Annotated in this window: 14 protein-coding genes; 11 read left to right on the forward strand and 3 right to left on the reverse strand. The window is 36.0% G+C overall.

Features of this window, described 5'->3' with window-relative positions; genetic code table 11:
* Positions 1–9: 9 nt before the first annotated feature.
* The 3 genes from KHA97_RS03295 (at position 10) to KHA97_RS03305 (ending at position 2,726) form a co-directional block, all read left to right on the forward strand.
* A complete protein-coding gene (locus KHA97_RS03295; protein WP_213123320.1) occupies positions 10–423 on the forward strand; it encodes a general stress protein in 414 nt (137 codons plus the stop codon).
* A 746-nt stretch (positions 424–1,169) separates the two neighbouring features.
* Positions 1,170–2,021: an STAS domain-containing protein gene (locus KHA97_RS03300; RefSeq protein WP_213123321.1), complete on the forward strand. Its 852-nt coding sequence runs from the start codon at positions 1,170–1,172 to the stop codon at positions 2,019–2,021.
* Between the two features lie 33 nt (positions 2,022–2,054).
* Positions 2,055–2,726 carry a lytic transglycosylase domain-containing protein gene (locus KHA97_RS03305; RefSeq protein ID WP_213124289.1) on the forward strand — a complete coding sequence of 224 codons (672 nt, stop codon included), beginning with the start codon at positions 2,055–2,057 and terminating at the stop codon, positions 2,724–2,726.
* 256 nt (positions 2,727–2,982) lie between these two features.
* On the opposite strand, the gene KHA97_RS03310 is transcribed toward KHA97_RS03305, so the two are convergent.
* Positions 2,983–3,246 (reverse strand): GlsB/YeaQ/YmgE family stress response membrane protein, encoded by a 264-nt coding sequence (locus KHA97_RS03310; RefSeq protein ID WP_213123322.1) that lies wholly within the window; start codon positions 3,244–3,246, stop codon positions 2,983–2,985.
* Positions 3,247–3,617: 371 nt separating this feature from the next.
* Between KHA97_RS03310 and acnA the strand changes: the two genes are divergently transcribed.
* The 7 genes from acnA to KHA97_RS03345 all read left to right on the forward strand — a co-directional run bounded on the left by acnA (position 3,618) and on the right by KHA97_RS03345 (position 8,481).
* Positions 3,618–6,335, forward strand: coding sequence for an aconitate hydratase AcnA (gene acnA, locus KHA97_RS03315; RefSeq protein ID WP_213123323.1), 2,718 nt, complete (start codon positions 3,618–3,620; stop codon positions 6,333–6,335).
* Positions 6,336–6,506: 171 nt separating this feature from the next.
* Positions 6,507–6,635 (forward strand): FbpB family small basic protein, encoded by a 129-nt coding sequence (locus tag KHA97_RS03320; protein ID WP_213123324.1) that lies wholly within the window; start codon positions 6,507–6,509, stop codon positions 6,633–6,635.
* Between the two features lie 54 nt (positions 6,636–6,689).
* Entirely contained in the window at positions 6,690–6,833 is a 144-nt protein-coding gene (locus KHA97_RS03325) for an acid-soluble spore protein N (RefSeq protein WP_213123325.1), read from the forward strand.
* Between the two features lie 41 nt (positions 6,834–6,874).
* Positions 6,875–7,114, forward strand: a complete 240-nt coding sequence (tlp, locus tag KHA97_RS03330; RefSeq protein WP_213123326.1) for a small acid-soluble spore protein Tlp — start codon at positions 6,875–6,877, stop codon at positions 7,112–7,114.
* Between the two features lie 294 nt (positions 7,115–7,408).
* Positions 7,409–7,846: an acyl-CoA thioesterase gene (locus KHA97_RS03335; protein ID WP_213123327.1), complete on the forward strand. Its 438-nt coding sequence runs from the start codon at positions 7,409–7,411 to the stop codon at positions 7,844–7,846.
* Positions 7,847–8,161, forward strand: coding sequence for a hypothetical protein (locus KHA97_RS03340; protein ID WP_213123328.1), 315 nt, complete (start codon positions 7,847–7,849; stop codon positions 8,159–8,161).
* Positions 8,162–8,181: 20 nt separating this feature from the next.
* Entirely contained in the window at positions 8,182–8,481 is a 300-nt protein-coding gene (locus KHA97_RS03345; protein WP_213123329.1) for a HesB/YadR/YfhF family protein, read from the forward strand.
* A 14-nt stretch (positions 8,482–8,495) separates the two neighbouring features.
* Here the strand turns inward: KHA97_RS03345 and KHA97_RS03350 are convergent, their stop codons facing one another.
* Positions 8,496–9,635, reverse strand: coding sequence for a CapA family protein (locus tag KHA97_RS03350; protein WP_325167399.1), 1,140 nt, complete (start codon positions 9,633–9,635; stop codon positions 8,496–8,498).
* 35 nt (positions 9,636–9,670) lie between these two features.
* On the reverse strand, positions 9,671–10,252 hold the full coding sequence (gene plsY, locus KHA97_RS03355; protein WP_213123330.1) for a glycerol-3-phosphate 1-O-acyltransferase PlsY: 582 nt from the start codon (positions 10,250–10,252) through the stop codon (positions 9,671–9,673).
* A 166-nt stretch (positions 10,253–10,418) separates the two neighbouring features.
* Here plsY and KHA97_RS03360 point away from each other — a divergent pair, with 166 nt between their 5' ends.
* A complete protein-coding gene (locus KHA97_RS03360) occupies positions 10,419–10,832 on the forward strand; it encodes a CoA-binding protein (protein WP_213123331.1) in 414 nt (137 codons plus the stop codon).
* Positions 10,833–10,975 lie beyond the last annotated feature (143 nt).

Raw genomic sequence — 10,975 nt, forward strand, 5'->3', positions numbered from 1 at the left:
CATCCACTTATGGAAACAAGAATCATTGGGATTTTTGACAGTCAGCAAGAAGTAATAAATGAAATAAAAAAATATGAAGCACAAGGAATAGACCGAAGTAAATTTTCCGTTTTGGCAAAAGATGAGGGTAAAACGGATTACCTGACGGAAAAAATGGATATTGATGAACAACAACCTGCAAATGAAGGGGCATTTGGTGTTTTGGGAGGATTCTTTGCTGGTATAGGAGGAGGAATAGCTGTACCAGGAATGGCCATCCCTGGTACAGGGCCATTAATCGCAGCAGGTCCTTTTGCTTCAGCTCTCGTAGGCAATAATGAGGATTTGCGAAATATGTTTTTATCAATGGGAAATGAGGAACTCGCAGATCGTTATATTGAAGAGCTGGATGCAGGTAAAATTATTCTCTTTTTAGATGAATAAGAAATAGTGCCATTGGCAAAAAGTCAATGGTGTTTTTTTTTGTCGAGGAAATTATAGATAGGAACCTTGTGAATAACTTTAAAGAATGTAGTTCCCGTCTAGCGCAAGCAGCCAGCGACTAGCAAACTTTCGGTTTCTTCCTACGATAAGTCAACATCGACTCGCCTTTAATGTCCAGCTACGGGCGCCAACCCCTCGAGGTCAAATAACCTGAGTCAATAAAGTCAAAGAGCGACTTTTTTGACTCAGAACATTTGCTTGTCGGGGCTGATCAGGCGCCTTCCGCTTTTCGTGGCTCATCGTGTTTCCTTTATCTCGTTAGAACCCTATATAGGAACGTCGACTAAAAACCGCCACGTCCTGTGGCGACGTCGACGGACCCATATCCTGTGGGCCTGTACGTTGCCTAACAGGCACTTGCGCTTTTGTTCTGAAAAAATAAAAAAGGGAAGCGTTGTAGTACTTTTCTGGGAAATATTTAGTTTTCTTTACAAATAATTGTATTTTGGCGTGCCCGTAATCACTTTGTTTCTTTTTCTCGACAGAGTTCTAAAAAAAACACCGAGTATCCTAATTTCATTGTTCATCACTCATATCCTGTAGCTTTCTACGTTTATTAACCCAGACGCTCGAGTTTTTGTACTAGACAAATCCCTTTTTAGCTTGCTAAAAAGTCATGTATTTCTCATAATAAAAATAATACTTATATTTGTAGCAATATTTGAGGAGAGGAAGGTAATATCATAATGGATATTCATATTGAGAAAAAAATATATGAATTTTTAAATATTAATGTATCGAACATGTCTTCTGATTGGATTGCTCAAGCGTATACCAGTGGGACCGGAATATATGCAGAGTCAAAAGATTCAGAAGCATATCAACAAATAAGCTCAATGAATAAAGAGTTTATTATAGCATTGACGGATAGTTTATTTGGAAAAGAAACTTCTTTAAATGAATGGTCATCCTCTCTTGCTTCAAATAGATCACATACTGGAACTCCTCTTTATGATGTCATTGTTAACTCATCGATATTTAGAAGTATATATTATTCATATATTGAAAGTTTTATTGAAGAATATGAAAATGAAGTTTCAGGTAAAATGGTGATTAATTGGGTTCGTACGATTAGTAGGAAATTTGACGAAGCAATACAGTTAGTCACTAAAAAATATATGGATGAGTATGAATACATATTTTCCTCACAACAAGAAACAATCCTTGAGTTGGGCACCCCTGTTATTAAAATAGATAAACATATAGGAATAATCCCTTTAGTTGGAGAAATTGATACATATCGAGCAGCTAAAATTCTTGAATCGAGTTTGAATAAAGCAAGTGAAATGGAGTTAGAATGGATAATTCTAGATCTATCGGGAGTCCCAGTAATTGATACGATGGTAGCAAATCAAATATTCCAGCTTAAAGAAACTTTTCGATTATTGGATATATCCATGATTATTACCGGAATGCGGCCCGAAATCGCTCAAACAAGCATAAGCTTAGGGTTAGATTTTTCACGCATGAAAACCTTCGCACATCTATATCAAGCTATCCATTATTTGCATAGTAGTCAATCTATAAACGATAGTTGACATTCTTGGAAGGAGAAATAATTGGTGAAAAAAATGAGTAAAAAAATAAAAACCAACAAGAATCAATCAAAAAGAAAAAGAATTGTTTTGCTAATATTTTTTTTACCAATCATTTTTCTCCTTATTGTTGGGATTTATTCTAATAAGCCTGAACAAACTGAACCGGAAAAACCCTTAATTCCTGAAGAATATATGCCGATCTATAAAGCTGCTGAAAAAAAATTTGGTGTTCCGTGGTATTTGCTTGCAGCAATCCATAGAGTCGAAACAATCTTCTCTACCATGGATCCTATGTTATCTCCAGTTGGTGCTGAAGGTCATATGCAGTTCATGCCTTGCACTTTTGTAGGTTGGTCACATCCAACCTGTACCGATCTTGGACAAGGGGATATTCCTGATGAAGAAAAAATGAATCCAGAAACCATTGCGAAATATAATGGCTACGGAATCGATGCGAATGGTGATGGGATAGCCGATCCTTGGAATATAGAAGACGCAATATTTAGTGCGGCAAATTATTTAGCAAAAAGTGGGGCTGCGAACGGAGATATCCGTAAAGCCATATTTGCCTATAATCATAGTGATCAATATGTTGAAGACGTTATGTATTATGTTGAAATTTTTAAAAATTATGAGGAAAGCGCAAGCGATTTGCCTTTTGACGTACAAACTTCAGGACAATCAACTGAGAAGGATACACGATGAGTGCAAACGTCAAAAGTCTCTCTTTAACTTTTATTGACGCTAGTTTTCTGAACTCGAAGAGCTTGCAGTTAGACATATAAAGGCCTATCGATAAGTAAAGGAAAAGAAGTTTGCTAGTCGCAAGGCGCTGAAGTTAGACACTGATGACCTTAGTTTTTAAGACAGCCCGATAAAAAATTATACGCATTACTTATATGAAAGAATAAAAAACGGGAGTTGCCTCCCGTTTTTGAGTTTACAATTATTATTAAATTTATTAAGTGTTTCTACGTCCTCTAGCCATAGATCCTAGAATTAGGCTTAGAACAAAGACGAGAACTAAAGATCCAATTAATGCTGGGACTATCGCGATACCTGCTACATCAGGTCCCCAATCACCAAATATTGCTCCACCAAGCCATGCTCCAATTATACCTGCGATGATATTTCCAATTACTCCTCCTGGGATATCCTTGCCTAATATTAATCCCGCAAGCCAACCAATGATGCCACCTACAATAAGGTATAATAAAAAGCCCATTGTTCATTCATCTCCTTTAGGATTGTTACTTTCTTTGAGCTTGATTATATTATTGCCTGATATATTCAAGGCTAAACATATTTATCCTATAAGAACACGAAAAAAATAGAGAGATTCCTTATTATAAGTAGATTTATAAAAGATAGAAAACATAAATATTTTTCTTTAATTGATATTTTTGGTATTATGGATGTTGGAGTTTTACTGTATGTCCGAAAGGCTCGATAAGATTTTCTTATTGTAAACCATAACTTTCTTATAATTTACTTATGAGGTAAATTGTCATATTATTATTATGAAAGAAAGTATGGCTAGTATGACTCATTTTATACTTCATTTTTGAAATTACTTTTTGAAAAGGGGGAATTTACATGGCACAACCTAAAAACGATGTATTTGGTGCTCGTTCTTCTTTCGATATTGCTGGCAAACGTTATCATTATTATCGTTTAGCTGCACTCGAAGAAGCAGGAGTTGCTAAAGTATCACGTTTGCCATATTCCATCAAAGTTCTTCTTGAATCTGTACTTAGACAAATGGATGGACGTGTCATTAAAAAGGAACACGTTGAAGATTTAGCTAAGTGGGCATCGGAAGAGGAAAATAATGGTGAAGTTCCATTTAAACCATCTCGTGTAATCCTACAAGATTTTACTGGGGTTCCAGCAGTAGTTGACCTTGCTTCTTTAAGAAAAGCAATGTCCGATATTGGCGGAGATGCCGAAAAAATCAATCCTGAAATTCCTGTTGATCTAGTTATCGATCACTCTGTTCAAGTTGATACTTATGGATCGCCTGAAGCATTGCAAGTGAACATGGATTTTGAATTTGAAAGAAATGCGGAGCGTTATGAGTTTTTAAGCTGGGCTCAAAAAGCATTTGATAACTATCGTGCAGTTCCACCAGCTACTGGTATTGTACACCAAGTAAACTTAGAATATCTTGCTAATGTTGTTCATGCAATTGAAACTCCAAATGGAGACTTTGAAGCATACCCAGATACATTAGTAGGAACTGACTCACATACAACAATGATCAACGGTGTTGGTGTTTTAGGATGGGGAGTTGGCGGTATTGAAGCTGAAGCTGGAATGCTTGGTCAGCCATCATATTTCCCAATTCCAGAAGTTGTAGGGGTTAAATTAACAGGTGAATTGCCAAATGGTGCTACGGCTACAGACTTGGCTCTTAAAGTGACTCAAGTTCTACGTTCCCATGGTGTTGTTGGGAAATTTGTTGAATTTTACGGTCCGGGAGTTGCAAGCCTGCCACTTGCAGATCGTGCAACGATTGCCAATATGGCGCCTGAATATGGAGCTACTTGTGGATTCTTCCCGGTTGACGATGAAACATTAAATTATTTGCGTCTAACTGGACGTCCTGAAGAGCAAATTCAACTAGTAGAAAAATACTTAAAAGAAAATGATATGTTCTTTAGCGTTGATAAAGAAGATCCAGTATACAAAGATATTGTTGAACTTAATTTATCAGAAATTGAGGCGAATCTTTCAGGGCCAAAGCGTCCACAAGATTTAATTCCTCTTTCAAAAATGCAAAGTGCATTTAAAGAAGCTTTACAATCACCTGTAGGAAATCAAGGCTTTGGTCTAGAACCTGCAGAAATTACAAAGGAAGTAAAAGTTAGCTTTAATAACGGCGACGAAGCTGTTATGAAGACTGGTGCAGTCGTAATTGCCGCTATTACAAGCTGTACAAATACTTCAAACCCTTATGTAATGCTTGGTGCGGGATTACTCGCGAAAAAAGCGGTAGAAAAAGGATTGCAAGTACCGAAATATGTAAAAACATCACTTGCTCCTGGTTCAAAAGTTGTAACAGGATACCTTCGTGATGCTGGATTAATGCCATACTTATCTAAACTAGGTTTCGACCTTGTTGGATATGGTTGTACAACATGTATCGGTAACTCTGGTCCTTTGAAGGATGAAATAGAAAAATCAATCATGGAAAATGATTTGCTTGTCACTTCAGTACTTTCTGGAAACAGGAACTTCGAAGGAAGGATTCATCCACTCGTACGTGGTAACTATTTGGCTTCTCCTCCGCTTGTCGTTGCATATGCACTTGCTGGAACAGTCGATATTGATTTGAATAATGAGCCGCTTGGAAAAGATCAAGATGGCAATGATGTATTCATGAAAGATATTTGGCCATCAAGAGAAGAAGTTGTTGAAGCTGTTCACAATACGGTTACTCCGGAATTATTCCGTAAAGAGTACGAACACGTATTTGACGATAATAAACGTTGGAATGAAATTAAAACGAGTAATGATCCACTTTATAAATGGGATAACGACTCAACATATATTCAAAATCCACCGTTCTTCGAAAATTTATCTAATGAATTAGAAACAGTAAAACCTTTAACTGGATTACGTGTAGTAGGTAAGTTTGGTGATTCGGTTACAACTGACCATATTTCACCGGCTGGTGCCATCGGTAAAGATACACCTGCAGGTAGATACTTGCTTGAAAAAGGAGTACAGCCTCGTGATTTTAACTCATATGGTTCTCGACGTGGTAATCATGAAGTAATGATGCGTGGTACGTTTGCTAATATCCGCATCCGAAATCAAGTTGCTCCTGGAACAGAAGGTGGTTTTACTACTTACTGGCCAACAGGTGAAGTTTCGTCAATTTATGATGCATGCATGCGTTATAAGGAAGACGGTACAGGCCTTGTTGTTCTAGCAGGAAAAGACTATGGAATGGGCTCTTCACGTGACTGGGCTGCAAAAGGTACAAACCTATTAGGCATTAAAACAGTTATCGCTGAGAGTTTCGAAAGAATTCACCGTTCAAATCTTGCAATGATGGGTGTACTTCCATTACAATTCAAAAAAGGCGAAAACGCAGAAGTTTTAGGATTAACAGGTAAAGAAGTCATCAATGTTCATGTTGATGAAACTGTAAAACCTCGTGACATCATTAAAGTGACTGCTGTTGCTGAAGACGGTTCTAAGAAGGAATTCGAAGTACTTGTACGCTTTGATTCAGAAGTTGAAATTGATTACTACCGCAATGGTGGTATTCTACAAATGGTACTACGTGGTAAGTTAGCTGAATAAAGCAATGAGCGTCTAGTTTATATAAGTACCAAATCAAAAATATCTTTAATAAAACACTTTGCTAACTAAGTTGGCAAAGTGTTTTTACTTTAAAAAAAGTTAGAAAATTTGGTTTAATCTTTATCTTTTTTGGACAATAATAATAATAGAATTTAATTAGGAGTGAAAAAAATGAGAAGACGTGGCAAGAAAACCTTTTTAGATCTTGTTCAAGAAAATAAACAAGCGTTGTTAAATGATTCGAAAGCATTGGAGACTATTGAAAACAGATTAGATGAAAAGCATATGAGAAGAGCTTAATTTATCATAAATCCTTTCTTTCCGGAAATAATAAAACGGAAGGGAGGAGAATACATGAGTAATCCGAAGAGAGGTCAAGAGAATTTTACTCCAGATCATTTGGGAGAAAAGCCAGTTGCCGTAGATGCAAACAAAGGTAAAAAAATGGCAGATAAATCTGGGCAGCATCCCAATATTATTCAAACAAAAGGGGAATAATAATCACCAAGAAAAAATCATCTAGAGAAGGGATGTAACTTATGGAGTTCGATCGCAAACCAAAACCTGATGATCGCAGTGATAATGTTGAAAAACTTCAAGAAATGGTTCACAACACGATAGAAAATATGGAAAAAGCTGAAGCAACGATGGAATTCTCTGACAGTCATGATCAAGAAGAACATATTAAAGCAAAAAATGAAAGACGCCGTGAAGCTATCGATGGGATGCGTGAAGAAATAAAAGACGAGGCTGCGGATCAACAAAATCAAGATTTTTAAATTCAACCGGCAAATATGCCGGTTTTCCTTTTTTATTAGTAAGGAAAGTATTAGTTTTTTTATAAGTCTCTTATTAAACTTAGGCTTGTGCTGTCCAGCTCGAGCGCCTATCGACTAACAAACTTCCTGTCCATCTCCCTACGATAAGTCAACATCGATGCGCCTTATAGGCTCATCGTGTTTCCGTCGATGATCAAGGCGCATGCGCTTTTCTTATATAAACATATTAATTCCACCATTTTATACAATGTGATAAAATGAACATATATTAAAGCATCTAAGGTGGATAGAACAATGGTTATATCAGAAACGCAAATAGAAGTTCGTTACGCCGAAACTGACCAAATGGGCATTGTATATCATGCAAATTATTTAGTTTGGATGGAAATAGGGCGTACAAAATTAATAGAAGAGCTAGGTTTTAAGTATGCGGATCTGGAGAAGGATGGCATTTTAGCGCCGGTAATTGATGTTCAAGTTACATATATACATCCGGTTAAATACGGTGAGAAAGTAACAGTTAAAACGTGGATTGATGAATATAATGGATTAAGAACGACGTATGGTTATGAAATTTTATCAGCAACTGGAGAGTTGGCAGTTACTGGATTTACTAAGCATGTTTGTGTTAGAAAGGAAAATTTTAAACCAATTTCACTTCGTAAGTTATATCCAGATTGGCATGAGGTCTATATGAAGTCTAAAAAGCTTGACGAAACTGAGGAGAAGTAAATGGCGTTTGGGATTTCTAGAAAAGAATTACTTCAATGGAAACGTGATATTGATCAAGGTAAAATTGCATTATTAACTCATTATTGGCTAGATGATCGGTTTCCGGATGTGAACACCGTTACGAAAGCAGGTTGCAAAGATATCCAAATGCTTTCAGAATGGGGCAAACAATATGGATTGAAAGAAGAATGGATCCATCATAGAAAAGACGGTTATTCCCATTTTGATTTGCTTGGTGAGAAGCAGTTAGAAATCCTATTTAAGGAAGGTTTAGAAGATCAATTGAAATCATTTTCTCTTTTACATAAATCGTAAAGGATTAGGAGGTTCTTATTATGCAAATTCACTTGACTGGTCAGGCTGCGGAATGGTTTCATAATGAAATGTTTTTGAAAAAAGGAGATTATGTCCGTTTTTATGTGAGATATGGTGGATCAAGTCCAATTCAACAAGGTTTTTCTTTAGGTGTAAATAAAGAAGAGCCGATTGATGCAGGGGTTTTAGAAGAGAAAGATGGGATAAATTATTTTATCGAGTCTCGAGATGCATGGTATTTTGATGGTCATGATTTATACGTAGATTACAATGAAAAACTCGATGAACCTTTATATGAATACAAAAAAAATAACGGTTGAATTAGAACCAGCCGTTATTTTTTATTGTAGAAAAACTGTTGAATTTCTTCGCTGTTATGTGCAGTAAGCCCTTTGCTATTTGCGACATCAAGTGGGTATACTCGATATGTTTGAAAATGCGTGCTAGCTGAAAATGTTGGGTTTAAGACTGCTTTTTCAATCGTAGTATTGGAGGCATTCCCTTTAACTTTCTTCTTTACGGTAATTTCAACCATTCCTCCAATGTCTTTATAATCCCATATTTGTCCGGATAAAAAGTTTCCTAAAGAATAAACAACAAGTCCTTTTTTTCCATCGGGTTTATTAAACCATTCCATCGGTTCAAGTACATGAGGGTGATGTCCTAAAATAATGTCTGCTCCTGCGTTCATAAATAGAGCCGCTTGTTCTTTTTGAATTTGATTAGGCTGCCTTACATATTCATCGCCCCAATGGAGGGCTAATAAAACTAAGTCTGATTTTGTTTTAGCTTCATGAATATCTGCAACAACTTGTTTTGGATCAATCTGACTAACAAGGTATTCCTTCTTTTGAGGAATTGGAATGCCATTAAAATGGGTTGCATAAGCAAGTACTGCAATTTGTATTCCATTTACAGTAATAATTCTCATATTTGCCTTATCTTCAGGGCTTTTAAATGTCCCTGTGTAAGGAAATTTCATCTTTTCATAGTGTTTGATAGCACTTAAAATGCCTCGTTCACCTTTATCGAGTGAGTGATTATTGGCAGTTGTCACCATATCAACTCCGGCATTCATTAATGCATCCACTATTTCATGTGGACTATTGAATGATGGATAGCTAGAGATCCCAATATCCGTACCGCCAGGAATGGACTCTTGATTAGCGATAAGAAAGTCCGGCCGTTGTAATAGCGATTTTACGGGTTCAAACATCGGATTAAAATCGTAGCCATTTTTAGTTTTAGCATCATTATAGACATAATCGTGAATTAAGATATCTCCAATTCCGCCAATAACGGCTTCTGTTTCATACTCCTTTTGTTTAATGTGAATATTCCTTTGATTTTGGTTACTACTGCTCTTATGAATAGATTGTGTAGATTGATTTTTTTGAAAGATAAGTAAAGTAATAATCCCAGTCAGTAATAAAAAAATCAATGCGATTCCTACGAATTTACTTTTTCGACTCACGGGCAATCAATCTTTCTATAATTTATTATCTACTTTTAAATCCACTTAACTTTAGGTTCAGTCTTATTCATTATCCGTTTTATATTGGTCCGGTGTCTTATTATTACAAATGACGCAAGCGCAATAGCTACTAGAATAAGTGGTAAATCTCTTGTGAATAAGGAATAAATAATTGCAAACAATCCTGCCAAGATGGAAGATAACGATACATATTTTGAAAATTTCAAACTAATAAGAAACACGATAACTAATAGTATAAATAGTAGTGGTTCGTATCCTAAAAGAACACCACCTGAAGTGGCAACTGCTTTTCCACCACGGAAACCTGCAAAGATTGGAAACATATGTCCTAATACCGCGAAAACCCCTGCGATAAGTGGATGCAGATCGATCCCAAATAATGCTGGTAGAAAGATAACGATAGTCCCTTTCAAAATATCAGCTAGCGTTACGGTTATTCCAGCTTTTTTACCTAATGTACGAAAAGTGTTTGTACCTCCGAGATTCCCGCTGCCATGTTGTCTAATATCTATACCATAAAATACCTTGCCTACAATTAATCCTGAAGGTATTGATCCTATTAAATAAGCTGCTAATAGTACGATTGCATATTGCATATACATTGCTCCTTTATCCTAAATCTTGCTCATTCATTGTACCATGAAGATTCTGTAAAGATAAAACTATTTTTGCATAGTGAGTTAGTGAGTATAGGACTTGCAACAAATCATCCACTGATTTACGATATAATTAACACTCATTTCCAAATGGAGGAGATTTTAAATGGCGATTGAAAATCCAAGCCGACAAGAAATCGGTGAAATTTTAAAAAAAGCAAAAAGAATAGCTGTCGTTGGAATAAGTGATAATCCAGAAAGAACCTCCTATATGGTATCTGAGGCAATGAAAAATGCTGGATATGAAATTATTCCAGTAAATCCTCAAATCGATGAAGTATTCGGAGAAAAAGCTGTCGCTTCTTTAAAGGATATAGATGGGCATATAGATATAGTAAATGTATTTAGAAGACCGGAATTTCTGCCTGATATCGCAAAGGAATTTTCTGAAATTGATGCAGACGTATTTTGGGCCCAATTAGGGATAGAGAATGAAGAAGCTTATCAGTACTTGAAAGAAAAAGGATATACCGTTATTATGGATCGTTGTATAAAGGTCGAACATGCATTAACAAAATAACATTTTAATTAATGCAAGCACTTATAAAGTGCTTGTTTTTTATTGAATTATTAATAAGTACATTTGCAAAAAACAGTTAAACGGTTATAGAATAAGACATACGCGCTTATTTTTGATAAAATAAATAAAGGGAGAACACCTGT

Origin of the sequence: Lederbergia citri, from assembly GCF_018343625.1 — a bacterium.
Taxonomy (GTDB): Bacteria; Bacillota; Bacilli; order Bacillales; family Bacillaceae_C; genus Lederbergia; species Lederbergia citri.

Excerpts from the sequence above, each read along its gene's own strand:
- acnA (WP_213123323.1), top strand. The coding sequence starts at position 3,618 with ATGGCACAACCTAAAAACGATGTATTTGGTGCTCGTTCTTCTTTCGAT.
- KHA97_RS03305 (WP_213124289.1), top strand. The coding sequence starts at position 2,055 with ATGAGTAAAAAAATAAAAACCAACAAGAATCAATCAAAAAGAAAAAGA.
- KHA97_RS03320 (WP_213123324.1), top strand. The coding sequence starts at position 6,507 with ATGAGAAGACGTGGCAAGAAAACCTTTTTAGATCTTGTTCAAGAAAAT.
- KHA97_RS03340 (WP_213123328.1), top strand. The coding sequence starts at position 7,847 with ATGGCGTTTGGGATTTCTAGAAAAGAATTACTTCAATGGAAACGTGAT.
- plsY (WP_213123330.1), bottom strand. The coding sequence starts at position 10,252 with ATGCAATATGCAATCGTACTATTAGCAGCTTATTTAATAGGATCAATA.
- KHA97_RS03295 (WP_213123320.1), top strand. The coding sequence starts at position 10 with ATGGAAACAAGAATCATTGGGATTTTTGACAGTCAGCAAGAAGTAATA.
- KHA97_RS03335 (WP_213123327.1), top strand. The coding sequence starts at position 7,409 with ATGGTTATATCAGAAACGCAAATAGAAGTTCGTTACGCCGAAACTGAC.
- tlp (WP_213123326.1), top strand. The coding sequence starts at position 6,875 with ATGGAGTTCGATCGCAAACCAAAACCTGATGATCGCAGTGATAATGTT.
- KHA97_RS03360 (WP_213123331.1), top strand. The coding sequence starts at position 10,419 with ATGGCGATTGAAAATCCAAGCCGACAAGAAATCGGTGAAATTTTAAAA.
- KHA97_RS03345 (WP_213123329.1), top strand. The coding sequence starts at position 8,182 with ATGCAAATTCACTTGACTGGTCAGGCTGCGGAATGGTTTCATAATGAA.
- KHA97_RS03300 (WP_213123321.1), top strand. The coding sequence starts at position 1,170 with ATGGATATTCATATTGAGAAAAAAATATATGAATTTTTAAATATTAAT.
- KHA97_RS03310 (WP_213123322.1), bottom strand. The coding sequence starts at position 3,246 with ATGGGCTTTTTATTATACCTTATTGTAGGTGGCATCATTGGTTGGCTT.
- KHA97_RS03325 (WP_213123325.1), top strand. The coding sequence starts at position 6,690 with ATGAGTAATCCGAAGAGAGGTCAAGAGAATTTTACTCCAGATCATTTG.